30 protein-coding genes are annotated in these 23,248 nt (G+C 71.9%); 15 read left to right on the forward strand and 15 right to left on the reverse strand.

What is annotated here, in order from left to right; translation table 11 throughout:
• Positions 1-11 precede the first annotated feature (11 nt).
• Positions 12-1,097 carry a cell division protein ZapE gene (gene zapE, locus JAO84_RS29070; protein ID WP_370415477.1) on the reverse strand — a complete coding sequence of 362 codons (1,086 nt, stop codon included), beginning with the start codon at positions 1,095-1,097 and terminating at the stop codon, positions 12-14.
• Between the two features lie 51 nt (positions 1,098-1,148).
• On the opposite strand from zapE, the gene JAO84_RS29075 reads away from it, so the two are divergent.
• The 4 genes from JAO84_RS29075 (at position 1,149) to msrB (ending at position 4,518) form a co-directional block, all read left to right on the forward strand.
• Complete coding sequence (locus tag JAO84_RS29075) at positions 1,149-1,979, forward strand: pyrimidine reductase family protein (RefSeq protein ID WP_370415478.1); 831 nt, start codon at positions 1,149-1,151, stop codon at positions 1,977-1,979.
• A gap of 106 nt (positions 1,980-2,085) precedes the next feature.
• Positions 2,086-2,556 carry an indole-3-glycerol phosphate synthase gene (locus JAO84_RS29080; protein WP_265868410.1) on the forward strand — a complete coding sequence of 157 codons (471 nt, stop codon included), beginning with the start codon at positions 2,086-2,088 and terminating at the stop codon, positions 2,554-2,556.
• Between the two features lie 142 nt (positions 2,557-2,698).
• Positions 2,699-4,093, forward strand: coding sequence for a UDP-N-acetylmuramate--L-alanine ligase (murC, locus tag JAO84_RS29085; RefSeq protein WP_370415479.1), 1,395 nt, complete (start codon positions 2,699-2,701; stop codon positions 4,091-4,093).
• Between the two features lie 11 nt (positions 4,094-4,104).
• The gene (gene msrB / locus JAO84_RS29090) at positions 4,105-4,518 is read left to right on the forward strand and encodes a peptide-methionine (R)-S-oxide reductase MsrB (RefSeq protein ID WP_370415480.1); all 414 of its coding nucleotides are present in this window, start codon (positions 4,105-4,107) and stop codon (positions 4,516-4,518) included.
• A gap of 77 nt (positions 4,519-4,595) precedes the next feature.
• Here msrB and JAO84_RS29095 read toward each other — a convergent pair whose 3' ends face one another.
• Positions 4,596-5,036: a Fur family transcriptional regulator gene (locus tag JAO84_RS29095; protein WP_370415481.1), complete on the reverse strand. Its 441-nt coding sequence runs from the start codon at positions 5,034-5,036 to the stop codon at positions 4,596-4,598.
• Positions 5,037-5,194: 158 nt separating this feature from the next.
• On the opposite strand from JAO84_RS29095, the gene katG reads away from it, so the two are divergent.
• The 3 genes from katG (at position 5,195) to JAO84_RS29110 (ending at position 8,600) form a co-directional block, all read left to right on the forward strand.
• On the forward strand, positions 5,195-7,420 hold the full coding sequence (gene katG / locus JAO84_RS29100; RefSeq protein WP_370415482.1) for a catalase/peroxidase HPI: 2,226 nt from the start codon (positions 5,195-5,197) through the stop codon (positions 7,418-7,420).
• A gap of 119 nt (positions 7,421-7,539) precedes the next feature.
• A complete protein-coding gene (locus JAO84_RS29105; RefSeq protein WP_370415483.1) occupies positions 7,540-8,304 on the forward strand; it encodes a hyaluronoglucosaminidase in 765 nt (254 codons plus the stop codon).
• Positions 8,305-8,327: 23 nt separating this feature from the next.
• Positions 8,328-8,600: a hypothetical protein gene (locus tag JAO84_RS29110; protein WP_370415484.1), complete on the forward strand. Its 273-nt coding sequence runs from the start codon at positions 8,328-8,330 to the stop codon at positions 8,598-8,600.
• A 36-nt stretch (positions 8,601-8,636) separates the two neighbouring features.
• Here the strand turns inward: JAO84_RS29110 and JAO84_RS29115 are convergent, their stop codons facing one another.
• Genes JAO84_RS29115 through JAO84_RS29125 form a run of 3 tightly spaced genes read right to left on the reverse strand, consistent with a single transcriptional unit; the run spans position 8,637 to position 10,473 of the window.
• Positions 8,637-9,410, reverse strand: coding sequence for an SDR family NAD(P)-dependent oxidoreductase (locus tag JAO84_RS29115; RefSeq protein ID WP_370415485.1), 774 nt, complete (start codon positions 9,408-9,410; stop codon positions 8,637-8,639).
• Entirely contained in the window at positions 9,410-9,655 is a 246-nt protein-coding gene (locus tag JAO84_RS29120) for a DUF397 domain-containing protein (RefSeq protein WP_370415486.1), read from the reverse strand. The genes JAO84_RS29115 and JAO84_RS29120 overlap by 1 nt, the downstream gene beginning before the upstream one ends.
• Positions 9,652-10,473 carry a Scr1 family TA system antitoxin-like transcriptional regulator gene (locus JAO84_RS29125; protein ID WP_370415487.1) on the reverse strand — a complete coding sequence of 274 codons (822 nt, stop codon included), beginning with the start codon at positions 10,471-10,473 and terminating at the stop codon, positions 9,652-9,654. Before JAO84_RS29125 ends, JAO84_RS29120 begins: the two co-directional genes overlap by 4 nt.
• A gap of 137 nt (positions 10,474-10,610) precedes the next feature.
• Between JAO84_RS29125 and JAO84_RS29130 the strand changes: the two genes are divergently transcribed.
• Complete coding sequence (locus JAO84_RS29130; protein WP_370415488.1) at positions 10,611-11,042, forward strand: ATP-binding protein; 432 nt, start codon at positions 10,611-10,613, stop codon at positions 11,040-11,042.
• Here JAO84_RS29130 and JAO84_RS29135 read toward each other — a convergent pair.
• Together JAO84_RS29135 and JAO84_RS29140 are read right to left on the reverse strand one after the other, a co-directional pair.
• Complete coding sequence (locus tag JAO84_RS29135) at positions 11,037-11,423, reverse strand: VOC family protein (protein ID WP_370415489.1); 387 nt, start codon at positions 11,421-11,423, stop codon at positions 11,037-11,039. The genes JAO84_RS29130 and JAO84_RS29135 overlap by 6 nt on opposite strands.
• Positions 11,404-12,399: a helix-turn-helix transcriptional regulator gene (locus JAO84_RS29140; protein WP_370415490.1), complete on the reverse strand. Its 996-nt coding sequence runs from the start codon at positions 12,397-12,399 to the stop codon at positions 11,404-11,406. Before JAO84_RS29140 ends, JAO84_RS29135 begins: the two co-directional genes overlap by 20 nt.
• A gap of 93 nt (positions 12,400-12,492) precedes the next feature.
• On the opposite strand from JAO84_RS29140, the gene JAO84_RS29145 reads away from it, so the two are divergent.
• Positions 12,493-12,897, forward strand: coding sequence for a RidA family protein (locus JAO84_RS29145; protein WP_370415491.1), 405 nt, complete (start codon positions 12,493-12,495; stop codon positions 12,895-12,897).
• Here JAO84_RS29145 and JAO84_RS29150 read toward each other — a convergent pair.
• The gene (locus JAO84_RS29150) at positions 12,894-14,255 is read right to left on the reverse strand and encodes a hypothetical protein (RefSeq protein WP_370415492.1); all 1,362 of its coding nucleotides are present in this window, start codon (positions 14,253-14,255) and stop codon (positions 12,894-12,896) included. The genes JAO84_RS29145 and JAO84_RS29150 overlap by 4 nt on opposite strands.
• 57 nt (positions 14,256-14,312) lie before the next feature.
• Entirely contained in the window at positions 14,313-15,260 is a 948-nt protein-coding gene (gene sigJ, locus JAO84_RS29155; RefSeq protein ID WP_370415493.1) for an RNA polymerase sigma factor SigJ, read from the reverse strand.
• A 101-nt stretch (positions 15,261-15,361) separates the two neighbouring features.
• On the opposite strand from sigJ, the gene JAO84_RS29160 reads away from it, so the two are divergent.
• The gene (locus JAO84_RS29160) at positions 15,362-15,727 is read left to right on the forward strand and encodes a DoxX family protein (RefSeq protein WP_370415494.1); all 366 of its coding nucleotides are present in this window, start codon (positions 15,362-15,364) and stop codon (positions 15,725-15,727) included.
• On the opposite strand, the gene JAO84_RS29165 is transcribed toward JAO84_RS29160, so the two are convergent.
• Positions 15,724-16,476, reverse strand: a complete 753-nt coding sequence (locus tag JAO84_RS29165) for a class I SAM-dependent methyltransferase (RefSeq protein ID WP_370415495.1) — start codon at positions 16,474-16,476, stop codon at positions 15,724-15,726. The two genes, JAO84_RS29160 and JAO84_RS29165, sit on opposite strands and share 4 nt — an antisense overlap.
• 257 nt (positions 16,477-16,733) lie before the next feature.
• Here JAO84_RS29165 and JAO84_RS29170 point away from each other — a divergent pair, with 257 nt between their 5' ends.
• Positions 16,734-17,519, forward strand: coding sequence for an SDR family oxidoreductase (locus JAO84_RS29170; RefSeq protein ID WP_370415496.1), 786 nt, complete (start codon positions 16,734-16,736; stop codon positions 17,517-17,519).
• An 18-nt stretch (positions 17,520-17,537) separates the two neighbouring features.
• On the opposite strand, the gene JAO84_RS29175 is transcribed toward JAO84_RS29170, so the two are convergent.
• The 4 genes from JAO84_RS29175 to JAO84_RS29190 all read right to left on the reverse strand — a co-directional run bounded on the left by JAO84_RS29175 (position 17,538) and on the right by JAO84_RS29190 (position 19,710).
• Positions 17,538-17,891 carry a hypothetical protein gene (locus JAO84_RS29175; RefSeq protein WP_265867974.1) on the reverse strand — a complete coding sequence of 118 codons (354 nt, stop codon included), beginning with the start codon at positions 17,889-17,891 and terminating at the stop codon, positions 17,538-17,540.
• A 94-nt stretch (positions 17,892-17,985) separates the two neighbouring features.
• A complete protein-coding gene (locus JAO84_RS29180; RefSeq protein ID WP_370416889.1) occupies positions 17,986-18,390 on the reverse strand; it encodes a VOC family protein in 405 nt (134 codons plus the stop codon).
• A gap of 64 nt (positions 18,391-18,454) precedes the next feature.
• The gene (locus JAO84_RS29185) at positions 18,455-19,300 is read right to left on the reverse strand and encodes a methyltransferase domain-containing protein (RefSeq protein WP_370415497.1); all 846 of its coding nucleotides are present in this window, start codon (positions 19,298-19,300) and stop codon (positions 18,455-18,457) included.
• 173 nt (positions 19,301-19,473) lie between these two features.
• Entirely contained in the window at positions 19,474-19,710 is a 237-nt protein-coding gene (locus tag JAO84_RS29190; RefSeq protein WP_370415498.1) for a DUF2283 domain-containing protein, read from the reverse strand.
• 118 nt (positions 19,711-19,828) lie between these two features.
• On the opposite strand from JAO84_RS29190, the gene JAO84_RS29195 reads away from it, so the two are divergent.
• Both JAO84_RS29195 and JAO84_RS29200 read left to right on the forward strand, forming a co-directional pair.
• Entirely contained in the window at positions 19,829-20,476 is a 648-nt protein-coding gene (locus tag JAO84_RS29195) for a nucleoside/nucleotide kinase family protein (protein WP_370415499.1), read from the forward strand.
• A 35-nt stretch (positions 20,477-20,511) separates the two neighbouring features.
• Entirely contained in the window at positions 20,512-21,081 is a 570-nt protein-coding gene (locus tag JAO84_RS29200) for a cysteine hydrolase family protein (RefSeq protein ID WP_370415500.1), read from the forward strand.
• Here the strand turns inward: JAO84_RS29200 and JAO84_RS29205 are convergent.
• Entirely contained in the window at positions 21,047-21,817 is a 771-nt protein-coding gene (locus tag JAO84_RS29205) for a hypothetical protein (protein ID WP_370415501.1), read from the reverse strand. The two genes, JAO84_RS29200 and JAO84_RS29205, sit on opposite strands and share 35 nt — an antisense overlap.
• Positions 21,818-21,926: 109 nt before the next feature.
• On the opposite strand from JAO84_RS29205, the gene JAO84_RS29210 reads away from it, so the two are divergent.
• Positions 21,927-22,460 carry a tetratricopeptide repeat protein gene (locus JAO84_RS29210; RefSeq protein ID WP_370415502.1) on the forward strand — a complete coding sequence of 178 codons (534 nt, stop codon included), beginning with the start codon at positions 21,927-21,929 and terminating at the stop codon, positions 22,458-22,460.
• Between the two features lie 27 nt (positions 22,461-22,487).
• Positions 22,488-23,222, forward strand: a complete 735-nt coding sequence (locus JAO84_RS29215; protein ID WP_370415503.1) for a LysR family transcriptional regulator — start codon at positions 22,488-22,490, stop codon at positions 23,220-23,222.
• Positions 23,223-23,248: the final 26 nt, after the last annotated feature.

Consider the following 23,248-nt stretch of genomic DNA (forward strand, 5'->3'; position numbering starts at 1 on the left):
TGGCCCCCAAGCTACTGCGCCACGAGCCCCTTCGCGTCCCGCGCGAGGGCGGTGAGCCGGGAGATCGCCCGGAAGTACTTCTTCTTGTACCCGCCGTTCAGCATCTCGTCGCTGAACAGCTTGTCGAAGGGGAGTCCGGAGGCGAGCACGGGTATCTCGCGGTCGTAGAGCCGGTCGGCGAGGACGACGAGCCGCAGCGCGGTCGACTGGTCGGGGACCGCCTGCACGTCGGTGAGGCAGACCGCGGTCAGCTCGTCCGTCAGCGCCCCGTACCGGCTCGGGTGAACCCTGGCCAGGTGTTCGAGCAGGTGCGGGAAGTCGTCGAGCGAGGCGCCGGGGGTGGCGTACGCGGTCCGGGTCACGGTCTCGTCGTCGTACGGCGCGGGGGCCTCCGGCAGGCCGCGGTGGCGGTAGTCCTCGCCGTCGATCCGCAGCGGGCGGAAGTGCGCCGACAGGCCCTGGATCTCGCGCAGGAAGTCGGCGGCGGCGAAGCGGCCCTCGCCGAGCTTGCCGGGCAGGGTGTTGGAGGTCGCGGCGAGCGCCACGCCGTGCTCCACGAGCCGGCTGAGCAGGGAGGAGACCAGGACGGTGTCGCCCGGGTCGTCCAGCTCGAACTCGTCGATGCACAGCAGTCGGTGCCCGCTCAGCGTCTGCACGGTCTGCTGGAAGCCCAGCGCGCCCACAAGGTTTGTCAGCTCCACGAAGGTGCCGAAGGCCTTGAGCGCGGGCTCCGCCGGGGTGGCGTGCCAGAGGGAGGCGAGCAGGTGGGTCTTGCCGACGCCGTAGCCGCCGTCCAGGTAGACACCGCGCGGTCCGGCCGGGGCCGTGGCCTTGGGGGCGCGGGAGAACCAGCGGCGCTTGCCGGCGCCGGTGGCGTGCGCGCCGCCCAGGCCCTCGGCGAAGCCGCTCAGGACCTTGACCGCCTCGATCTGGCTGGGCTGGTTCGGGTCCGGGATGTACGTGTCGAAGCGCACCGAGTCGAACCGCGGCGGCGGCACCATCTCCGCCACAAGGCGGTCGGCGGGCACGCGGGGCTCCCGGGAGCAGAGCGAGAGCGGGGCCGCCTCGGTGGAATCGAGGGAAGCGGCTTCTGTCATGGCACGGGTCGACACAGTTATCCACTGTAAGCGCCGTGTCAGACTGCCGGGATGCGACGCTTGCTTCCTGTGACGGACATGACAGCGACAGCCCCCGACACCGTTGCCGCTCCCAGCGCCGACCGCACCGCCCGTACCGACCATGCCGGCCCCTCGGTCCACGACTGGTCGCTCGACGAGCTCGCCGACGCCTACGCGTACCCGCCCGAGGCGGCGACCGGGCGCTGGCTGCGGGCCAACATGGTCTCCTCGCTCGACGGCGCCGGCCAGCACGACGGCCGCTCGCAGCCGTTGTCCTCCGAGGCCGACATGCGGATCTTCGGCACCCTGCGGGGTCTGGCGGACGTCGTGGTCGTCGGCGCGGAGACGGTACGGAGCGAGGGCTACCGCCCGGCCCGGGCGCGGGACGCGTTCGCGGCGCGGCGGGCGGCGGCGGGCCAGGGCCCGGCGCCGGTGATCGCGGTCGTGACCGCCTCGCTCGACCTGGATTTCTCGCTTCCGCTTTTCACCGAGCCGCTCGTCCCCACCCTCGTCCTCACCGGCGCCGGCTCCTCCGCCGAACGCCGTGCCGAGGCCGAGCGCGCGGGCGCCGAGGTGGTGATCGCCGGCGACGACCGCGGCATCGATCCGGAGCGCGCGGTGACGGCCCTCGCGGAGCGCGGACTGCGGCGCCAGCTGACCGAGGGCGGGCCGCGCCTGCTCGGGCAGTTCGTGGCCGCCGGGGTGCTCGACGAGCTGTGTCTGACCCTCTCCCCGACCATGACGGCGGGCGCCGCGCAGCGGATCGCCGGGGGCCCGTCCGTCGCGGTTCCGAAACGCTTCGCCGTGGCGTCGGTGCTGGAGCAGGACGGCTTCCTCTTCACCCGCTACCGTCGGATCTGACAATCGGCGGAATTTGTCGTTCCGCTTAGCGTCCGCTGGGCAGAATCACTCTCGCAATCCCCGTGGGGCCACGGGGAAGGATGGTTTCCGCAGAAGGGCTCCTGAGGTGTTCACAAGCGTTCTGATGATCGAGAAGCCCCTCACGTCCACCGACGTGGACTTCGTCACCACGCTCCACGGTGACGAGGTCGTCTCGTTCATCGTTCTGATGCAGCCGCGTGGTGACCAGGCCGATCTACTGCTGCGCGCCATCGACGACGTGGCGATGGGCGAACTGAAAGAGGCGACCCGCGAGGGCGACGAGCCCGAGGGCAAGGAGGCCCGGCCGCTCGCCGAGCAGGCCCTGGAGGCCTCGCTCCAGGCGTTGCGGGCCGCGGGTTGCGAGGCCGTCGGACAGGTGGTCGAGGACCACCCCCTGAACAAGATGAAATCGGTGGTCGACGAGTCCGAGGCCGACGAGGTGATCGTGCTGACCGCCCCGCACTACGTGGAGGAGTTCTTCCACCGCGACTGGGCGTCCCGGGCCCGCCACAAGGTGGGGGTGCCGGTCCTGAAGCTGTTCGCACACAGCGACTGACGCACAGCGACTGATTCCTCACGGGGTGGGAGGGCCGGGCTCGCCGCCCGGCCCGCCCACCCCGAACCACTAGGCTTGGCTTTTCAAGCACTCTCAGGCAACGACACGTACGACAGCGACACGCACTCGGGGAGAGAACCGCATGGCACCCGCCATCCCTGCCGCCATGGAACGGCCGCACTTCATCGGCATCGGCGGTGCCGGCATGTCGGGCATCGCGAAGATCCTCGCCCAGCGCGGCGCCAAGGTCGCCGGCAGCGACGCCAAGGAGTCCGCGACCGCCGAGGCCCTGCGTGCCCTGGGCGTCACCGTGCACATCGGCCACGCGGCCGAGCACCTGGCCGACGACGCCTCCGCCGTCGTCGTCTCCAGCGCCATCCGCGCCGACAACCCGGAGCTGGCGCGCGCCGCCGAGCTCGGCATCCCGGTCGTGCACCGCTCCGACGCGCTCGCCTCCCTCATGGACGGCCTGCGTGCGATCGCCGTCGCCGGTACGCACGGCAAGACGACCACCACCTCCATGCTGGCCGTCGCGCTCACCGAGCTCGGCCTCGACCCGTCGTACGCCATCGGCGGCGACCTCGCGGGCCCCGGCACCAACGCCCGGCACGGCGAGGGGGAGGTCTTCGTCGCCGAGGCCGACGAAAGCGACCGCAGCTTCCAGAAGTACGACCCGAGCGTGGCGATCGTCCTCAACGTGGAGCTGGACCACCACGCCAACTACGCCTCCATGGACGAGATCTACGAGTCCTTCGAGGCCTTCGCCGCCAAGATCCGCCCCGGCGGCACCCTGGTCGTCGGCGAGCACGCGGGCGCCCGAGAGCTGGCCCGCCGGGTCGCCGGCCGCGAGGGCCTGACCGTCCTCACCGTCGGCGAGGACGAGGGCGCCGACGCCCGCATCCTGAAGATCGTCCCGAACGGGATGAAGAGCGAGGTCACGGTCGCCCTCGACGGCGCCGAGCACATCTTCACCGTCTCCGTGCCCGGCCGCCACTACGCCCACAACGCCGCCGCCGCCCTCGCCGCCGGCTCCCGCGCCGGCGTCGACCCGGCCGCCCTCGCCCAGGCGCTCACCGCCTACACCGGCGTCGGCCGCCGCCTCCAGCTCAAGGGCGAGGCCGCGGGCGTGCAGGTCATCGACTCGTACGCGCACCACCCCACCGAGATGACCGCCGACCTGGAGGCCATGCGCGGCGCCGCCGGAGCCTCCCGCCTCCTCGTCGTCTTCCAGCCGCACCTCTTCTCCCGCACCCAGGAACTGGGCAAGGAGATGGGCGACGCGCTCGCCCTCGCGGACGCCTCGGTCGTGCTCGACATCTACCCGGCCCGCGAGGACCCGATCCCGGGCATCACCAGCGAGCTGATCGTCGCCGCGGCCCGTACGGCCGGCGCCGACGTCACGCCCGTGCACGAGAAGGAAGCCGTCCCGGAGGTCGTGGCGGGAATGGCGAAGCCCGGCGACCTGGTTCTGACCATGGGCGCGGGCGACGTCACCGACCTGGGCCCGAAGATCCTGGACCGGCTGGCCACGAACTGAGGAGCGCACTCATGGCGTACGAGGTCGAGAAGACCGACGAGGAATGGCAGGCCGAGCTGACGCCGTCCGAGTACCAGGTGCTGCGGCTCGCCGGCACCGAGCCGGCCTTCCGCGGTGAGTACACGGACACCAAGACCAAGGGCGTCTACTCCTGCCGGGCGTGCGGCGCCGAGCTCTTCACGTCCACCGAGAAGTTCGAGTCGCACTGCGGCTGGCCGTCCTTCTACGACCCGAAGGACAGCGAGGCGGTCGAGCTGGTCTCCGACACCTCGCACGGCATGATCCGCACCGAGGTCCGCTGCGCACGCTGCGGTTCCCACCTCGGACATGTCTTCGAGGGGGAGGGCTATCCCACCCCGACCGACCAGCGGTACTGCATCAACTCGATCTCGCTCCGCCTGGAGCCTGCGGAGGACGAGAGCTGAGCGAGATGCTCCAGCACCACCAGCACCTGAGCCGATCGGCGCGACCCGCGCCGGTCGGCTCAGCTGCTTTCGGGGCGCTATTCCGTGGCCGACTCCACGGCCTCCTCCGCCCCGCACACCGGGCAGAGCCCGCGGTACGTGATCTCCACCCCCGTCACCGTGAAGCCGAAGCGCTCCGCCGCCGGCAGCCCCTCCAGGAGGTCGCCCTCCGGGTGCACGTCGCGCACCGTGCCGCAGCCCGCGCAGACCAGGTGCTGGTGGTCCCGGTGCGCGTTCGGGTCGTAACGCTTGGCGCGGCCGACGCCGGACACCTCGATCACCTCGCCGAGCGAGACCAGCTCGCCCAGCGTGTTGTACACGGTCGCACGCGAGATCTCGGGCAGTCTCGCGGTGGCGCGCGCGAGCACCTCGTCCGCGGTGAGGTGGATGTGCTCGCCGTCGAGGACCTCGGCGACCACGCGCCGCTGGGCGGTCATCCGCCAGCCGCGTCGGCGAAGCCGTTCCAGCAGGTTGCTCATGGTCACCAGCCTTGCTGCGCGAGTGATGGCGGCGCGCGTCATCCGTAGGAGTCCGGCTGTCGTATTGACTTGGACTGCGTCCAGCATAGGATCGACTCCAGTAGTAGCCAAGAGGGTGTACAGCCGGAACAGCCGGAATGGTTCGGAAGGAAAGACCGATGTCTGAGCAGAAGCACGAACCCCTTGTCAGCGAGGACCCGGCGGCGTCGGAAGGCGCCGGCGGCTGCCCGGTCGCGCACGGCCGCGCCCCGCACCCCACCCAGGGCGGCGGAAACCGGCAGTGGTGGCCGGACCGGCTGAACCTGAAGATCCTCGCCAAGAACCCGGCGGTGGCGAACCCCCTCGGCGAGGAGTTCGACTACGCCGAGGCCTTCGAGGCCCTCGACCTCCCGGCCGTCAAGCGGGACATCGCCGAGGTCCTCACCACCTCGCAGGACTGGTGGCCGGCCGACTTCGGCAACTACGGCCCGCTGATGATCCGCATGGCCTGGCACGCCGCCGGCACCTACCGCGTCAGCGACGGCCGCGGCGGCGCCGGCACCGGCCAGCAGCGCTTCGCCCCGCTGAGCAGCTGGCCCGACAACGCGAGCCTGGACAAGGCCCGCCGTCTGCTGTGGCCGGTGAAGAAGAAGTACGGCAAGTCGATCTCCTGGGCCGACCTGATGGTCCTCACCGGAAACGTGGCCCTGGAGACCATGGGCTTCGAGACCTTCGGCTTCGGCGGCGGCCGCGTCGACGCCTGGGAGCCGGACGAGGACGTCTACTGGGGCCCGGAGACCGAGTGGCTGGGCGACGCCCGCTACACCGGCGACCGCGACCTGGAGAACCCGCTCGCCGCCGTCCAGATGGGCCTCATCTACGTCAACCCCGAGGGCCCCAACGGCAACCCGGACCCGATCGCCGCGGCCCGCGACATCCGCGAGACCTTCGCCCGGATGGCGATGAACGACGAGGAGACCGTCGCCCTCATCGCCGGCGGCCACACCTTCGGCAAGACCCACGGCGCCGGCCCGGCCGACCACGTGGGCGCCGACCCGGAGGCCGCGCCGATGGAGCAGATGGGCCTCGGCTGGAAGAGCTCGTTCAACACGGGTGTCGGCAAGGACGCGATCACCTCGGGTCTTGAGGTCACCTGGACCAGCACGCCCACCCGCTGGTCGAACAACTTCTTCTGGAACCTGTTCGGTTACGAGTACGAGCTCACCGAGAGCCCGGCCGGCGCCAAGCAGTGGGTGGCCAAGGGTGCCCCGGAGACCATCCCGGACGCCTTCGACCCGGAGAAGAAGCACCGCCCGACGATGCTCACCACCGACCTCTCGCTGAAGCTCGACCCGATCTACGGGCCGATCTCGCGCCGCTTCTACGAGAACCCCGACCAGTTCGCGGACGCCTTCGCCCGCGCCTGGTACAAGCTCACCCACCGCGACATGGGCCCGGTCGTCCGCTACCTCGGCCCCGAGGTCCCGAGCGAGGAGCTGCTGTGGCAGGACCCGCTGCCGCAGGCCACCGGTGAGACCCTCGGCGCCGCGGACATCGCCGCCCTCAAGGAGCAGATCCTCGGCTCGGAGCTCACGGTGACCCAGCTGGTCTCCGCCGCCTGGGCCGCCGCCTCCTCCTTCCGCGGCAGCGACAAGCGCGGTGGCGCCAACGGCGGCCGTATCCGTCTGGAGCCGCAGCGCAACTGGGAGGCCAACAACCCCGACGAGCTCGCCCAGGTCCTGCGCGTCCTCGAAGGCGTCCAGGAGTCCTTCAACGCCAAGGGCGGCACGCAGGTCTCCCTCGCCGACCTCGTCGTCCTCGCGGGCACCGCGGGCGTCGAGAAGGCCGCCGAGGACGCCGGCGTGACGGTGGAGGTGCCGTTCTCCCCGGGCCGCGTCGACGCCTCGCAGGAGCAGACGGACGTCCACTCCTTCGCCAACCTGGAGCCCGCCGCGGACGGCTTCCGCAACTACCTGGGCAAGGGCCAGCGCCTCCCCGCCGAGTACCTGCTCGTCGACAAGGCGAACCTGCTCACCCTCTCCGCCCCGGAGATGACCGTCCTGGTCGGCGGTCTGCGCGCGCTCGGGGTCACCCAGCCGCAGACCTCCCTCGGTGTCCTCACCGAGACCCCCGGCAAGCTGACGAACGACTTCTTCGTCAACCTGCTCGACCTGGACACCGAGTGGAAGTCCACCAGCGACGACCAGTCCACCTTCGAGGCCCGCGACGCCGACGGCAACGTCAAGTGGACCGGCACCCGCGCCGACCTGGTCTTCGGCGCCAACGCCGAACTCCGCGCCGTCGCCGAGGTGTACGCCTCGGACGACGCCAAGGACAAGTTCGTGACGGACTTCGTCGCGGCCTGGGCCAAGGTCATGGACCTGGACCGGTTCGACCTGCGCTGAGCATGACCGGCTCTCGGTAGCCGACGGGCCCCGGGCGGTTCCTCCGCCCGGGGCCCGGTCGCGTCGCCCTGACAGAATGGCGCCCGAATCGATCACCCGAATCGATCGAAGGAGGGGGCATGACTGTCACACGCAGACTGTTCATGGGCGGATTCACGGCCGGAGCCGTGACCGTGGCCGTCGGAGCGACCGCGGGGGAGGCGGGGGCCGCCGAGGCGGTGGGGGAGACCACGAACTTCCCCGGCCCGGTCGTCGCCCAGGGCCAGGTGACCGCACCCCGCTTCTACGCCACGACGGACGGCGAGGGCCTGTACGTGAAGTCGACGAACACCGTCGACAACGCGGCCACCGTCTTCCTGGCCGCCACCTCCGGCGGCGGCTCCGCGCTCAACGTCAGCTCCTACAACGCCGACAGCTCGGCCATGTACCTCAGCGGCAAGGAGCGCAACAGCCGCGGCACCCTGAAGATCGCGCACGTCGGCTACGCCGACGGCTCCGACAGCGGCGCCTCCGCCCTGTCCATCGACCTCCAGACCCAGGGCACCGCCTCGCAGGGCATCTATGTCACCGCGACCAACGGCCCCACCACCGGAGCCCTGATCGTCCTGCGCAACAACGCGGGCCTGGAAGACCTGACCGTCAAGGGCACCGGCCTCATCGGCATCGGCATCGACCGCGGCGCCACCCCGCGCGCCCAGGTCCACATCGTCCAGCGGACGGAGAAGCCGGGCCTGCTCGTCGACGGCACCGTCGAGATCGGCAACGTCACCACCCCGCCCACCGGCACCGTCTCCTCTCACGGCGGCGGCACCCTCTACGCCCAGAACGGCGAGCTGTGGTGGCGCGGCCCCGCCGGAACCCCCACTCGTATCGCCCCCGCATAGGACACAGGAGAGGAAACCCACCGATGGTGCAGCTCACCCCGGACCAGCTGGTCGCCGAGTTCCAGGACGCAGTCGTCGAGCTCTACTTCGCGCGCAAGCGCATAGCGAACCTGGAGGCCGAGAACGCCGACCTGACGGCGCGCCTGACGGCCCCCGTTCCTGCGGGTGCGACCGTGCCGCCCCAGGAGATGCCGGTCGAGATGCCGGTCGAGGCCGCCCCCGTCGCCGACCCCGCCGACCCCGCCGGCGAGCAGTGGTTCTCGGGCGGGCAGGGCCAGGGAGAGCCGGGGCAGTAACGCCACCGGCCCTCCTCGGGGCGCCGCGCTGCGGACTCAGTGGACGGAGAACCCGCCGTCCACGAACACCGCCTGCCCCGTGACGTACGCGGAGGCAGGGCTCGCCAGAAAGACGGCGGCGCCCTCGAAGTCCTCCGGCAGACCGTTGCGCCCGACCAGGGTGCGGGCCGCGAGATCCGCGACCCGGTCCGGGTCGGCGGACAGGCGCTCGTTCAGCGGGGTCATCACGAACCCGGGTACGAGGGTGTTCACGGTGACGCCGTACGGCGACCAGGCCTCGGCCTGCGAACGCGCCAGCGACTCCAGGGCGCCCTTCGACACCCCGTACGCCCCGGACTGAACAAACGCCCGGTGCGCCTGCTGGGACGTCACATGGATGATCCGCCCGAAGCCCCGCTCGGCCATGCCGGGCCCGAAGCGCTGCCCGAGCAGGAACGGCGCCTCCAGGTTCACCGCCATCGTCCGGTCCCACACCTCGTCGGTGAGGTCGGACAGCGGTGGCCGCAGATTGATCCCGGCGGAGTTCACGACGATGTCCGGCTCGCCGCCGAGCGCCTCCACGGCGGCCTCGGCCGCCGCCCGTACGCCCTCGCGGCTCCCGAGATCCCCGCTCACCCACGTCGCCGTGCCGCCGAGCCCGGTGAGCTCGTCCACCGTCTCCTTCAGCTCCGCCTCACGCCGCGCCACGACCACCACGGACGCCCCGGCCCGGGCAAGGGCGCGCGCGATGGCCCGCCCGATGCCCGAACTGCCGCCGGTGACGAGGGCCTTGCGCCCGGAGAGGGAGAACAGCTGGTCCAGGTACGCCACTACAGCTGCTCGCAGCCGCCGACGAACGCGCTCCAGGCGCCGGGCGCGAGCGCGAGCTGGGCGTCCTCGGGCCGCTTGGAGTCACGGACGTGGACGGTGGTGGGGCAGGTGGCGACCTCGACGCAGTCGTCGCCCGATCCGCTGCTGTAGGTCGACTTGTGCCAGGCGAGGGCGACTTCCACGCAGTCGCCGTCGCCGCTGCTGCTGTAACTGCTCTTAGACCAGGACAGGTCAGTGGTGCTCATGTCGCTCCTCGCATCTGCCGCAACAGGCTCTGGGAGTCTTCCAGCGTAAGAGCCTGTGACCGCATCCTGGCATACCGCATCTGGAGGATGCCGACGACTTTGGCGTCGGAGATGAGCACCCCGCTCTCCTGGCCCTCGACGTACCCGTACCAGCGGTTCTCGGGGGTCTCAAGTAACCGCATAGCTCCGGCGAGCCCCGCGTGGTTGCCCCGCCTCTGCTCCATCACCTGGATCTCGATGTTGCGCCGCTCGGACATCCGCAGGATGTGCTCGATCTGCGCGCGGTGGACTGCAGGTCCGCCGGTCTCCCTCCGCAGCACGTTCTCCTCGATGATGAAGCTGTACGCGGTGTTGGGCCGCTCGGTGAGCAGCTTCTGCCGCTTCACGCGGGCGACGAGGTTCTCCTCGATCTCCTCGTCGCCCAACGGCGGCAACTGCTCCTCGAAGAGGACGCGTTGGTACTCCTCGATCTGGAGCAGTCCGGGTACGAATCGGTTCTCGTACGTGTAGAGGCAGAGCGCCTTCGCCTCAAGCGCCGCCCACCGCCGGAACCAGTTGGCCAGGGGCTCCCGCGACAGGTGCTTCGCCGGACCCTTGATCGCCCCGAAGGCGTCGAAGAACTCCTCCGACCGGTCCACGAACTTCGGCGACGGGAACCGCCGTCCCTGTTCGACGGACGAGACCGTCTCCACCGAGTACCCCACCTGCGGGGCGTACTGTTCCTGGGTGAGCCCCGCCCGCTTGCGGAATGCCTTGATCACCTCTCCGAAGGCCTTCAGGCTGTCCGAGGTCTCCGGTTCCGCGTCGCTGTCTGTCATCACGCACCTCCTTCATGCTTGGTGCGCACATCGTCACGGGCCGTGATGAGTACTGTCTACCCTCCGAGGTCGTACGCTTGCGGAGCGTACGAGTTTCTGACCTGGGGGAGCGGCCTGGAAGTCGCCACATTGGCCTCATGACTCCCCCTCAGACCCGCGAAGTGCCGGTTACCGTACGTGTGTTCACCCAGCGCTTCAGCTCGACCCCGCGCGGCGCCCGCCTCGCCCGCCGGCTCGCTCTCCACCAGCTCGACCGCTGGGGGCACGCCTACGGAACGCCACTCTCCGACACCGTCGCCCAGATCGTCGCCGAGCTCGCCGCGAACGCGGTCACCCACGGGCGGGTGCCCGGCCGGGACTTCGAGCTCACGCTCTCGTACACGCCGGAACGACGTCTGGTCGTCGACGTCTCCGACACCCGCACCGAACGCCGGCCCGGCCTCGTCGCCCCGCTGCCGCTCTCCGACTCGGGCCGCGGCCTGCTCCTCGTCGACGCGCTCGCCACCCGCTGGGACATCCTGGACCGCCTGCCCATCGGCAAGACGGTCCGCGCCGAGCTTGATCTATGAGACCGGCTTGAGCCGGGTCCTCAGGAGACAGAATTCGTTGCCCTCCGGGTCCGCGAGCACGTACCAGCTCTCCTCACCTGTCTGCCCGACATCCGCGTGCCGGGCACCGAGCGCCAGCAGGCGCTCCAACTCGGCGTCCTGGTCGCGGTCGGTGGGGTTCACGTCGAGATGCAGCGGCAGCTTCCCCGCCTTCGGGGTGTCGCTCGGGCTGAGGATCAACGTCGGCTGCGGGCCGCCGAACCCGGCATCGGGCGGCCCGATCGCGATGCTGCCGTCCTCCTCCCGTTCGATCTCCACGTACCCGAGCACCTCGCTCCAGAACGCGGCGAGCCGCTCGGGATCGGCACAGTCAAGGATCAGTTCACTGATGCGGCAGGCCATGCACGGCATCGTAGTGCGCGGCCAGCGCGCCGGCCCGGTCCCGCAGCGCGGCCCGCAGCGACTCCGGGCTTATCGCTTTCGCGTCCGTACCGAGCTGCCACAGCGCCCACTCGGCGTGCCGGGCGTCCTGGAAGGTCACTTCGAGCCGCAGCCAGTCGTCGGTGCCGGGCTCCTCCATCCGTACGGCGAGCGCGGTGTTGAGCAGCTCCTCCCGGCGCGCCGGGGCGAGCCGCATCCGTACGGTGACGTGGTCGCCGTCGGCGAGGAAGCGCGCCGAGCGCTCCCGCCAGATCCGGTCCAGATCGATCTCGCCCGGCCGCTCCGCCGCTTCGGGAAGCTCCTCGGCGGCCCGCACCCGCGACAGGCGGTACGTGCGGTCCTTGCCGGACCGCGTGGCCAGCAGATACGCCTTGTCCCGTACGGTGACGAGCCCGATCGGGTCCACCGTGCGCCACCGCGGGTCCTGGTCCGTGGCCGCGTACAGGATGCGCAGCTTGCGTCCGGCGAGCACCGCGCGCCGGACCTCGGCCATCGCGGGGCCGGGGATGTCCTCGTCGTCCGTCGTAGTCCGGCGGGAGAGCAGATCGGTCTCCGGCTCGATCAGGATGCGCTGCACCGCATCGCTCGCGGTCCCCCGAGGGCCCTCCGGCAGCGCGTCCACCACCTTCCTCATCGCTGACGCGAGCGCCGCCCCGAGCCCGAACGCCTGCTCCCCGCGCCCCGATCCGGCGGTCAGCAGGGCCAACGCCTCGTCATGGTTCAGGCCGGTGAGCTCGGTCCGGAAGCCGGGAAGCAGCCCGAAGCCACCGTGCCGGCCGCGCTCGGCGTACACGGGGACGCCGGCCGCGGACAGCGCCTCGATGTCCCGGAGCACGGTTCGGGTCGACACCTCCAGCTCCCGGGCGAGCGCGTCGGCGGTCATCCGCCCGCGCTGCCGCAGCAGGAGTACCAGGGAGACCAACCGGTCGGCGCGCATCCCGGAACCGTAACGGAATACCTGACGAAGGGTGTCGTGATTCCTTGCGAGCCTCGTCCCCACGACATCCGAATCGAACGGAACGGAGCTGACGTGACAGTCGAACGCACGGCGATCAACCCGGTGCCCTGGTCGGTGGAACTGGGCTTCAACCAGGCCGAACTCGTCTCCGGCCCCACCCGCACCCTGTACATCTCGGGCCAGACAGCGACGAACCCCGACGGCAAGCCCGAGCACGAGGCCGACATGGCAGCCCAGTTGGCCCTGAGCCTCGACAACCTGGAGTCCGTCCTCACCGCCGCCGACATGACCCTCGCGAACCTCGTCCGCCTCAACGTCTACACGACCGACGTCGACGCCCTCTTCCCCCACTACGGCCTGCTCGCGGCCCGCCTGGCCGCCGCCGGCGTCGCACCGCCCAGCACCATGCTCGGCGTCACGCGCCTCGCGGTCCCCGGCCTCTTGGTCGAACTGGAGGGCACCGCCGTCGCGGACTAGAAGGGAGGTTCCGAGGAGTACCCGTTTTCGTCCAGCGGGACGGGCTTCGGCTTGGCAGCCCGTTGCTCGGCCACGGTGGGATGGACGGCCACCGCCTCGGCCGCTCGGCCCTGCCGGACCAGGACGTCGAACAGTTCCTGCCGTGCCTCGATCGTGCCGAGGGCGCGCAGTTCGGTGGCGGCGGCGTCGAGGTGGCCGGCGGTGGCGAGGAGGCCGGCCTTGACGATACGGGGGTCCTTCCAAGGGGCCGGGTCGGCTTCGGCCACGGCGATCGCCTCGTCGATGCGGCCGAGCTCGGCGAGGGCCCAAGCTCGCCAGTTGTGCTGGAACTCCTCGTGGCCGTGGTGGGGCACGGTAAGGGGGTGCTCCAGGAGCCGGAGCAGTTCCTCGGGGCGGTCGTGAAGCTGGTGGACGAGTGGCGCCAGGAGGTTGGAGCAGTCGTACCAGCTGAAGCCGGGTTCGGCGACCGCGACCGCGTCGTCGAGCCGCCCGTCCTGCAGCAAGGCCGAGGAGAGCCAGGCTCGGTACCCGACCCAGTCGTCGGCGGCGATGGCTTCGCACATCACGGTCTCGGCCTCCTTGGCCCGGCCGCCGGTGCGAAGGGCGTCGGCATAGACGTCCAGGAGCTCGTGCGCGTTCTGGACGGCCAGCTCGCGCAGCTCGTCGAGCCGACCATGGCGCGCCAGCAGCTCGGCGTAGGCGATGAGGGTGTTCTGGGTGAGGAACCGGCGCTCGGCTATGTCCTCGCCGAGGGTCCGGATCGCCTCGTCGGCACGACCGGCGCGCTCCATCACCTGGGCCTGGAGCTCCTGCGCGTTGGAGAGGTCGCTGTTCCATCGGCCCTCTCCCCGAGCCTGCCGCGCGCTCTCGGCGTGCGGGGCGATCAGCTCAAGGACCTGTTCGTCGCGGCCCTGGCCTTCGGTGATCTCCACCAAAAGGAACCGGGCCCACCCTCCGTCGAGGTGCGGGACGAGTAGCGCGATGGCTTGGTCGATGCGGCCTGCCCTGGTAAGCAGCCTGGCGAATCGATGGACCTTGGCTGTCCCACCGGCTTCATCCGGACGTACCAGATCCAGCGCTTCCTGCGTCCGGCCTGCCTGGAGCACGACGTCGGCCTTCGCCCACAGAGCCGCCCGCCACCCGCTCGCGACGAACGGCTCCACCACCTCAAGCGCCCGTCCGAACTCCCCCGCCCGGCACAACTCCTCTGCCGCGCCCTCCGCGCAGAACCACTCGCCGCGTTCCGCCGCCGTCTGGATTATCAGGCCCAGGTGACCGTGCTCCAACAGGAGGCGCACGCTTCCCGGGGCGATGCCGCCGTAGTTGCTCGCCTGCCAGTCAAGATCGTCCACGTTCATGACGGGAAGCGTAGAACGACCCACTGACTCCCCGGCCATGACGGGCGTGGGGTCGGCTCAGCGGAACCGGGGGAGCAGGCCCTGGTCGGAGACCGGGCCCAGGTGGGTGAGCTTGTCGGGGTTGGTGAGGGAGTGGATCGCGCCGACCGTGCCGTCCTGGAGGTGGAGTTCGACGACGCTGAGGACGCGGCCCTCGGCGTCGTACAGGACGATCCCCGGGGCGCCGTTGACCTGCGCCGGGCGGAGGGTCGCGCCGAGGGTGCGGAGGCGGCGGAAGCCCGCGACGAGGAGCGCGGCGGTCTGGTGCGGGTCGTGGACCGTACGGCTGATGGCCTGGGCCTTGCCGCCGCCGTCGCCGTGGAAGACGACGTCCGGCGCGAGCATGCCGAGCAGGGCGTCGAGGTCGCCGCCGTCGGCGGCCGTGAAGAAGCGGCGGGCGAGTTCGGCGCCCTCGGCGCGGCGCTCGCGGGGGAGTCGGGCGGTGGCGTCGGCGGGGATGCGGCGGCGGGCGCGGGCGAAGATCTGGCGGCAGTTCGCCTCGGTCTTGCCGGTACTCCGGGCGATGTCCGGGTAGTCGTGGCCGAAGACCTCGCGGAGCACGAACACCGCCCGCTCCATGGGCGAGAGCGCTTCGAGGAGGACGAGGAGGGCCATGGAGAGCGCGTCGGTGAGCTCGGCGTGCTCGGCGGGGCTGCCGGCGGGGCCGTCGTCATGGGTGACGAGGGGTTCGGGGAGCCAGTCCCCGACGTAGGTCTCGCGGCGCACCCGGGCCGAGCCGAGATGGTTGATGCCGAGGCGGGTGACCGCCGTTGTCAGATACGCCTTGGGCGCGTCGATCACCGTGCCCGCCCGCTGGGCCTTGGTCATGCCGAGGAACGCGTCCTGCACCAGGTCCTCGGCGTCGCCGACGGAGCCCGTCATGCCGTACGCGATCGAGAAGAGCAGCGGCCGGTAGCTCGCCGCCGCGGCCCCCGCCGGGTTCCGGTCCGGGGTCCGGTCCGTCATCTCCGCCAACTTATTTCCCCCTCCGTGTCACAGCGCGGGGACGTCCTCTGTCCAAGAGGGCGACACCGAATCCACCGACTCACCGGAAGAGAGTGAACCCCATGAACATCGCGCTGTGGATCGTGACCGGACTGCTCGCCACCGCCTACTTCCTCGGCGGCGGCTTCAAGCTGATCACGCCGAAGGAGAAGATAGCCGCCCTCGGCCACAGCGGGGCCTGGGTGGAGGACTTCCCGGCGGCGGGCGTCAAGGGCATCGGCGCCCTGGAGATGCTCGGCGCCCTGGGCCTCGTCCTGCCGGCCGCGCTCGACATCGCGCCGGGGCTTGTGCCGTTCGCGGCCGTAGGACTCGGGCTGATCATGGTCGGGGCCGCGGCGCTGCGGTTGCGGCGCCGCGAGTACTCCCTGGTGGGCGTCGACCTGGTCTATCTGGTGCTGCTGGTGGTCGTGGCCGCCGGGCGCTTCTAGCGCTCCTCGGCCCGGCAGCGCAGCATCTCCAGCGGCGGGTTGCCGGTCAGGTCGGCCCAGAACTCCGCGTCGTACGCGCGGCGGCCGGCCTCCGACACCTCCAACGGCACCCACTCCAGGCCACCGAAGCCCGCCGCCCGCAGCGACTGCTCGTACACCTCGCGGCGCGGGGCGGCACCGACGAAGGAGATCGGCGGGTCGAGCAGCGCCGTGATCCGCACCCGCGGCCCGGTCTCGATCTCCTCGCCGGTCGGCTCGCACAGGAAGCCGTACTTGGCGAGGGGCGGGCCGTCGAAGCGGAAGTCCGGCGACTGGGCGAGGACGAAGAACTCCCCGCCCGGGGTGAGGTTGCGGTGCACGCTCCGGCACATGCGCTCCATCGCGGCCACGTCCGGGGCGTAGTTGAGTAGCTGGACCCCCAGTGCGATGTCGAACTTATGCTCCAGGTCCCCGAGTTCGGCGACATCACCCACCGCGTAGCGCACGCCCAACGGCTCGGCGTCCTCGAACGCCCGTGATGCCGCGACCATTTCGGTCGAGATGTCGACGCCGAACACCTCCGCCGCCCCGCGCCGCTTCAACTCCCGGCTATAGAAGCCGGTGCCGGAGGCGAGATCGAGGACCGACTTCCCCCGGACGTCCCCGACCAGGGCGAGGAAGCTCGGCACCTCCCCGTACCGTGTCAGGGGCAGGGACTTGAACCCCTCGAACGCCTCGCCGATCTCGTCGTACTGCTGCCGCACGCTCATCGTGCCGCCTCCCCGTGCTCGTTCGTGCTCGGTGATGGACTGTGACGCGTTCGGCAGTCTCTCCAAGGCGCGGCCCGTGTCCGTACGGGCGGAAAGCACGAAGATGCGGGCGGTCGGCAGGCGTCCTCTACGAACGGCCTCCACGAACCGCGGAGCGGCCCGAGCGGGCCCGAGCGGGCCCGATGTCACATCTCTGCGGTCGCGATCCGTCCCCTTTCTGTCGGACGATGCAGAGAGAGACAGAGAGGTTCATCGCGATGAGCACGGAGAACGTGTCGCAGAACGTTTCGCGGAACGTGCCGCACACCATCCTGGTCACCGGCGGTACCGGCACCCTGGGCCGGATCGTCACCGAGCGGCTGCGGACGGCCGGACACCAGGTGCGGGTGCTCAGCCGGCACTCCCGGCCCTTCGCCGTCGACCTGCGCGAGGGCGGGCCCGGTCTTGACGCGGCCCTGGACGGCGTCGACACCGTCGTGCACTGCGCCAGCAGCCCGCGCGGCGGCGACGAGGACGCGGCCCGCAACCTGGTGGCGGCGGCCGGCCGGGCCGGCGTCCGCCATCTGGTCTACATCTCGATCGTCGGCGTCGACCGCGTGCCGTTCCCCTACTACCGCACCAAGTTCGCGGTCGAGAGGATCGTCGAGCAGTCCGGACTCGGCTGGACGGTCCTGCGCACCACCCAGTTCCACGACCTGGTCCACCAGGTGCTCGCCGCCCTCGCGAAGTCGCCGGTCATGCCGTACTTCTCCGGGATCTCCGACCAGCCGATCGAGGTGGCCGAGGTCGCCGACCGCCTCGCCGAACTGGCCGCCGGCCCGCCCGCCGGACTGGTGCCGGAGATGGGCGGCCCCGAGGTGCGCACCTTCGCCGACCTGGCCCGCGCCTACCTGGCGGCGAGTGGGCGGAGGCGTGCGCTGCTGCCCGTACGGCTCCCGGGGAAGACGTACCGGGCGTTCGCCGCGGGTGGGCACCTGACGCCGGAACGGGCGGTGGGGAAGGGGACGTTCGAGGACTTCCTGGCGGCGAGGAGGAAGGCGTAGGCAGGGGTTTCCCTCAGCTCAGCGGAAGGTGTGGACGAGCTCGATCGCGCCGACGATGTGCGCGTTGAACTCGTCCAGCTCCTCCGCCGGCACCCACAGCTCCAGGATCGTCCGCCCGCCGGCCTGCTGCACCGGGTAGCGGGCCAGGAAGGCGGTGTCGACCTCGAAGCGGGTCACGTGACCGACGCCGCTGTGCTTCACGTTCCAGTCGCGGGCGATCCGGATCGCGTAGTCCTCGTTGAGGACGGGGTAGAAGATCGGCTGCTCCGGGAGCCGGGGCGGCCACGCCTTCCAGTCGAGGGCGCGCACGAGATCCAGCTCTTCGGGGCCGGTGGGGCGCCAGAGGGTGGTGGTCGCGCGGCGGCTGGTCATGGTGTCGCTCTCGGTTCGATACGGGAGGGGGAGCCGTGACCGTATCGGGGCGGGCGCGGTGGGAGCCACCGGGTTTCGGGCCCGGTGGGGGCTTTCAGGAGCCTGCACCGGCCGGCTGCAGGAGGTCCCAGCGGTTGCCGTACAGGTCCTCGAAGACGGCGACCGAGCCGTACGGCTCGTGGCGCGGCTCCTCCAGGAAGCGCACCCCGGCGGCGGTCATCCGCGCGTGGTCGCGGGCGAAGTCGTCGGTGTGCAGGAAGAACCCGACCCGGCCGCCCGTCTGCGCGCCGACCGCCGCGGCCTGCGCCTCGCCCTTGGCGCGGGCGAGCAGCAGCCCGGTGCCGTGCGCGCCCGCGCCCCGGGGCCGTACGACGACCCAGCGGGTGCCGTCGCCGCGGTCGGTGTCCTCGGCGAGCTCGAAGCCGAGGGCGCGGGTGTAGAAGTCGACGGCCTCGTCGTAGTCGCGGACGACGAGGGTGACGAGGGCGAGGGCGGGCAGCGTGGCGTCCATGGGGGCAGGTTATACGTATGATGCCGCTTCTGTGGGCGCACGCGCCCGCGCGTCAGGCGGTCTTCCGGCCCCAGGCGGAGATCAGCGGCGAGGTGGTCAGGTCGAGCCGGCCCGCGGTGACGCTCGCGAGATGCCGGTCGACCTCCTCGTCGGTCGCGAGGCCCGCCGCCACGAGCCGGGCGCGCACCTGGCGTACGGTCGCCGCCTCCAGGGCGTCGCAGACGGGCGAGGTGACCGGGAAGTACGCGTCGGCGGCCACGTCCGTCAGGCCCGCCTCGCGCAGCAGCCGGGGGAGCTTCCTGCCGTACGCCAGGTCGGCGCCGCGCTCCGCCAGCAGCGTGCGGAATCCGCGCCGCAGCTTGTTGGCGAGCGCCTGCTCGGGGCCATACTCGTCCAGGCAGATCAGCGGCTGGGCGGCCGGGTCCGCGTCCTCCACGAGCAGCCAACCGCCCGGCCGCAGCGCCCCGACCATCGCACGCAACGCCCGGTCCCGGTCGGCCACATGCACCAGGACGAGCCGCGCGTGAACCAGGTCGAAGCCCCCGCCGGGCGGGGCGTCCCGGCCCACGTCATGCCGCAGCACCTCGACCTGGGCGGGCATGGGTGCGGCCGCCGTCCACGACGTGTCGATGTCGGTCGCGACGACCCGCCCCCGCGCCCCTACCCGCCCCGCCAGCCACTTCACCACCGAGGTCCCGCCCGCCCCGACCTCCCAGCACCGCCACCCGGGCGCGATCCCCAGTTCCGCGATGTGCCGGAAGGTCGTCGAGTCGAAGAGCGCCCCGAGCGCGTCGAAGCGGTCACCGGCCTCGGGCTGCGCGTTGTCGAGGAGGTAGCGGGGAGGGACGGGCGGGGTGGGGGTCCCAGGGGTCCCGGGGGTTTCGGGGGAGTGCGTCACGGAGGGATTCTCCCGCTCGGGGGGCGGCGGGCGCGGGTCGGAGGCGCGCCGGCGCGCCAGACCCGGCGACCCCGGCCAGGCTGGCGGCCTCAGCCCGTCGGCCGTGACCTGGCCGGCCCGGCGGCCGGTACATCGGTCAGATCGCCCCGACTCCCCATGGCTGTCTCAACGAATCACGCGCTCGGCGGACGCGGCTCTCGATCGATCCGCTCGGCGCCCGCCAGCAGCTCCGGGTGCAGCCGGCGTCTGGCGCTGAACAGCTCGATGCCCAGAAGTCGTCCGTGTGAGTCGTAGTCGAGAATCGCCGTGTCGTCCTCGGCAGGTACCTGCCGGACGGCCTCACCTGGGGCGATGCTGTCGACAAGGTAGATGTACGCCATATTCGCTGATGCGTCGTATGTGACCCGCATGACCGGCCTTCCCCGTTGTTCACCGACCTGCGGTCTCAGGTCCAGGTCTTCCGGAGAGCGTACTGACGTCAAAAGATCGCCAGGACAGGCCCTAGTGGCTCCGCCCCCCGATGGGACAATGCCCCGCATGGACGCGCGGGAACTCGAACGGCTCGCCGGGCGGGCGCGGCGGCTCGCCGAGGGCGGGGGTCGGGACGGGCGGCGGCGGGTGCTTGGGATTGTCGGGCCGCCCGGGGTCGGGAAGTCGACGCTGGCCGGGCGGCTGATCGCCCGGCTCGACGGGCTGGCCGTGCTGGTGCCCATGGACGGGTTCCATCTGGCGCAGGCCGAGCTGGAGCGGCTCGGGCGGGCCGGGCGGAAGGGGGCGCCCGACACGTTCGATGCCGCCGGGTACGTGGCGCTGCTCGCCAGGATCCGGGCGGCCGAACCCGGTGTCACCGTGTACGCGCCCGCCTTCGACCGGGGTCTGGAGGAGCCGGTCGCGGGAGCGATAGCCGTACCGCCCGAGGTGCCCCTCGTCATCACCGAGGGCAACTACCTGCTGCATGACGAGGGCCCGTGGGCCGCCGTACGCCCGCTCCTCGACGAGGCCTGGTACCTGGACCTGGACGACCGGCGCCGGGTGCCGCGGCTGGTCGCCCGGCACGTGCGCTTCGGCAAGGAGCAGGCCCACGCCGAACGCTGGGTCGCCGAGTCCGACGAGGCCAACGCCCGGCTCGTCGCGCGCGGCCGGGACCGCGCCCATCTCGTCGTACGGATGGAGTGAACTCCCGTACCCCAGCGTCTGGTTATCCTCGGCGGGTGACCCACGCCCCGGCGCTCCTCGTCATCGACATGCAGAACGCCCTCGCCGCCATCGCCCACCGCGCGGACGAGACCGTCGCCGTCATCGCCGGCCTCCGGGCCCGGGCGCGGGCCGCCGGCGTCCCCGTGATCACCGTCCAGCACCGCGGCGGCGACCTCGAACCCGGCACGGAGGGCTGGCGGATCGTCCCCGAACTCGCCCCGGCGGACGGCGAGACGGTGATCGCCAAGACCAGCGCCGACAGCTTCCTCGACACCGGCCTCGACGCGGCCCTGCGCGCCCTCGGCACCACTGAACTGCTCGTCACCGGCTTCGCCACCGAGATCTGCGTCGACACCACCGCCCGCCAGGCCCTCAGCCGCCGCTACGACCTCGTGCTCGTCGCCGACGGCCACACCACCTCCGTGCGGGAGCCGGGCTCGGGGCCGTACGCCGCGCCCGACGCGTCCGTCGCCCACCACAACGAGATCTTCCGCCACCTGGACTTCCCCGGCCGGTCCGTACGCGTCCTGGCCGCCGCCGACGTGGACTTCAGCCCGCCGTCTGCAGGGACATCGCGCGGCTGACGGCCGCCCGCGCCAGGGCTCGGACGATCGGGTGCGGGCGCGAGCCGTCGCCGGCCAGCTCCGGCTGGAAGAGGGTGGCCAGGAAGAAGGGGTGGCCGGGGAGTTCCGCGATCCGGACCTGACCGTCGTCGTCCACGCCCGTGAAGCGCATCCCGTGCGCCTCCAGGGTGTCCAGATGGCGGCTGTCCGGACCGTAGTTGCAGTGGTAGCGCTCGGTGGACCGCTCGGCGCCGAGCACCGACTCCGCGAGCGAGCCGGGCGTCACCCGTACCGCGCCCTCGTGCCCGACGAGCGAGCAGGCGAGCGGCGCGATCAGCAGGTCGCCGGTGTCGGCCGCCGGGTCGTTCTCGGCGTGCGCGGCGCGGGGCAGGCCGCAGACGTCCCGCGCGTACTCGATCAGCGCGTGCTGGAAGCCCGCGCAGGTTCCGAGGAACGGAACGCCCTCCTCGCGCGCCGTGCGGATCGCGGCCAGCGCACCCTCCTCGCTCTCGTACGGGCTGCCCGGCAGCAGCCACACCGCGTCGAAACCCGACACCGCGCCGGGCTCGGCCGCGTCGCCGCTGCGGATCCAGTACGCGTCGAGGACGAGGCCGTCCTGCTCGGCGAGCGCGTCGAGGAGGAGCGGGATGCGGACATGGGACTTGACGTGCGGGGAGCGGTCGCCGACCAGGGCGATCCGGGGCGTGCGGGCGGGGGCGTCGTACGGGGCGTCGTATGCGGCGTTCATGGAGTTCATGGAGTTCATGCTGGCCGGGTCCCGCCGTTCACGTCCAACGATGATTCCTGCACTCTCCATCACGGATGCTTATGGGCCTTCCCCCCGGCCCGCCGGATAGGGTGCCGCCATGAACAACGACGACTGGGAGCAGCGCCTCGCCGACCGCTGGGCCGAACTCGACGCGTACGAGAAGGACCAGGACCCGGCCGGTTTCCGCGCCCGGATCGCCGAACTCGCCGCCGAGCTCCCCGAGGACGACCCGGTCGCCCTGTTCGAGCAGGGCGCCGCCCACGACTCGACGGGCGAGCCCGAGCAGGCCGTCCGGTTCTACCGGCGGGCCCTCGACGGCGGGCTCACCGGCCTGCGCCGCCGCCGTGCCGTCATCCAGCTCGCCAGCAGCCTGCGCAACCTCGGCCGCCCCGACCTCAGCGTCGAACTCCTCACCGAGGAGCGCGCCATCCCCGCCGACCGGCTCGACGCCGACGAGACCGCGCTGTCCGCCGCCGTCGACGGCTTCCTCGCCCTCGCGCTCGCCGACACCGGCCGCGAGCGCGAAGCCGCCTCGCTCGCGCTCGGCGCGCTGGCCCCGCTGCTGCCGCGCTACAACCGCTCCCTCGCGTACTACGCCCGCGATCTGCTCAAGACCGCCGGGCCGTCCTGAGGCAAGGACAGGCAGGCAGCACCGCCGATGGACCCGCACCTCCTCCGTACGTACGTGACCGTCGCCCGGCTCGGCTCCTTCTCGGCGGCGGCCCGGGAACTCGGCTACACCCAGTCCGCCGTCTCCCAGCACATCGCCGCCCTGGAGGCCGACCTCGGCCTGGCGCTGCTCGGCCGGCGGCCGGTCGCGCCCACCCCGGCCGGCGAACGGCTCCTCGAACACGCCGGTTCGCTGCTGTTGCGGCTCGACGCGGCGCGCGCCGACCTCGCCCGGTACGCGGCCCCGCCGCGCCGCACCCTTACGCTGGCCGCCGCCCCGCTCACCGCGCTCGTGGTCGCCGAGGAACCCCTGGTCGTCGTCCTGCCCGCCGGCCATCCGCTCGCCGGGCGGCGTGACGGGCTCGACCTCGGCGACCTCGTCGACGCGCGCTGGCTCGACGCCCCCGGCGCGGGGCTGCCGCTCGACCGGCTGCGCGCCGCGCAAGGGGCGCCGGGCGGGCACGGCTTCCGGCCGTCGCTGCGGTACGAGGGCACCGACGTCCGTACGGTCGCCGCGCTCGCCGCCGCCGGGCACGGGCTCGCCCTGCTGCCCCGGTCCGCGGCCGCCTCCGGCCCCGGTGCGGTGCTCGTGCCGCTTGCCGCGCCCCGCCTCGTACACCGCACCGAGCTTCTGCACGGCGGCCTGCCGCACGGCGGCGAACCGGACGGTCCGGCTGCGGAGTTGCTCGGCCGTCTCGGCCACCGGGAGACGGCCGCTCGCTAATCTGGCGGGTACGGCGGAAGTGAACG

The organism is Streptomyces fradiae, assembly GCF_041270065.1.
Classification (GTDB): domain Bacteria; phylum Actinomycetota; class Actinomycetes; order Streptomycetales; family Streptomycetaceae; genus Streptomyces.

What these genes read in the sequence shown, in the direction of transcription:
- zapE (WP_370415477.1), bottom strand. Translation starts at nt 1,097, where the DNA reads ATGACAGAAGCCGCTTCCCTCGATTCCACCGAGGCGGCCCCGCTCTCG.
- JAO84_RS29075 (WP_370415478.1), top strand. Translation starts at nt 1,149, where the DNA reads ATGCGACGCTTGCTTCCTGTGACGGACATGACAGCGACAGCCCCCGAC.
- murC (WP_370415479.1), top strand. Translation starts at nt 2,699, where the DNA reads ATGGCACCCGCCATCCCTGCCGCCATGGAACGGCCGCACTTCATCGGC.
- msrB (WP_370415480.1), top strand. Translation starts at nt 4,105, where the DNA reads ATGGCGTACGAGGTCGAGAAGACCGACGAGGAATGGCAGGCCGAGCTG.
- JAO84_RS29095 (WP_370415481.1), bottom strand. Translation starts at nt 5,036, where the DNA reads ATGAGCAACCTGCTGGAACGGCTTCGCCGACGCGGCTGGCGGATGACC.
- katG (WP_370415482.1), top strand. Translation starts at nt 5,195, where the DNA reads ATGTCTGAGCAGAAGCACGAACCCCTTGTCAGCGAGGACCCGGCGGCG.
- JAO84_RS29105 (WP_370415483.1), top strand. Translation starts at nt 7,540, where the DNA reads ATGACTGTCACACGCAGACTGTTCATGGGCGGATTCACGGCCGGAGCC.
- JAO84_RS29110 (WP_370415484.1), top strand. Translation starts at nt 8,328, where the DNA reads ATGGTGCAGCTCACCCCGGACCAGCTGGTCGCCGAGTTCCAGGACGCA.
- JAO84_RS29120 (WP_370415486.1), bottom strand. Translation starts at nt 9,655, where the DNA reads ATGAGCACCACTGACCTGTCCTGGTCTAAGAGCAGTTACAGCAGCAGC.
- JAO84_RS29125 (WP_370415487.1), bottom strand. Translation starts at nt 10,473, where the DNA reads ATGACAGACAGCGACGCGGAACCGGAGACCTCGGACAGCCTGAAGGCC.
- JAO84_RS29130 (WP_370415488.1), top strand. Translation starts at nt 10,611, where the DNA reads ATGACTCCCCCTCAGACCCGCGAAGTGCCGGTTACCGTACGTGTGTTC.
- JAO84_RS29135 (WP_370415489.1), bottom strand. Translation starts at nt 11,423, where the DNA reads ATGGCCTGCCGCATCAGTGAACTGATCCTTGACTGTGCCGATCCCGAG.
- JAO84_RS29140 (WP_370415490.1), bottom strand. Translation starts at nt 12,399, where the DNA reads ATGCGCGCCGACCGGTTGGTCTCCCTGGTACTCCTGCTGCGGCAGCGC.
- JAO84_RS29150 (WP_370415492.1), bottom strand. Translation starts at nt 14,255, where the DNA reads ATGAACGTGGACGATCTTGACTGGCAGGCGAGCAACTACGGCGGCATC.
- sigJ (WP_370415493.1), bottom strand. Translation starts at nt 15,260, where the DNA reads ATGACGGACCGGACCCCGGACCGGAACCCGGCGGGGGCCGCGGCGGCG.
- JAO84_RS29160 (WP_370415494.1), top strand. Translation starts at nt 15,362, where the DNA reads ATGAACATCGCGCTGTGGATCGTGACCGGACTGCTCGCCACCGCCTAC.
- JAO84_RS29165 (WP_370415495.1), bottom strand. Translation starts at nt 16,476, where the DNA reads ATGAGCGTGCGGCAGCAGTACGACGAGATCGGCGAGGCGTTCGAGGGG.
- JAO84_RS29170 (WP_370415496.1), top strand. Translation starts at nt 16,734, where the DNA reads ATGAGCACGGAGAACGTGTCGCAGAACGTTTCGCGGAACGTGCCGCAC.
- JAO84_RS29175 (WP_265867974.1), bottom strand. Translation starts at nt 17,891, where the DNA reads ATGACCAGCCGCCGCGCGACCACCACCCTCTGGCGCCCCACCGGCCCC.
- JAO84_RS29190 (WP_370415498.1), bottom strand. Translation starts at nt 19,710, where the DNA reads ATGCGGGTCACATACGACGCATCAGCGAATATGGCGTACATCTACCTT.
- JAO84_RS29195 (WP_370415499.1), top strand. Translation starts at nt 19,829, where the DNA reads ATGCCCCGCATGGACGCGCGGGAACTCGAACGGCTCGCCGGGCGGGCG.
- JAO84_RS29205 (WP_370415501.1), bottom strand. Translation starts at nt 21,817, where the DNA reads ATGAACTCCATGAACGCCGCATACGACGCCCCGTACGACGCCCCCGCC.
- JAO84_RS29210 (WP_370415502.1), top strand. Translation starts at nt 21,927, where the DNA reads ATGAACAACGACGACTGGGAGCAGCGCCTCGCCGACCGCTGGGCCGAA.
- JAO84_RS29215 (WP_370415503.1), top strand. Translation starts at nt 22,488, where the DNA reads ATGGACCCGCACCTCCTCCGTACGTACGTGACCGTCGCCCGGCTCGGC.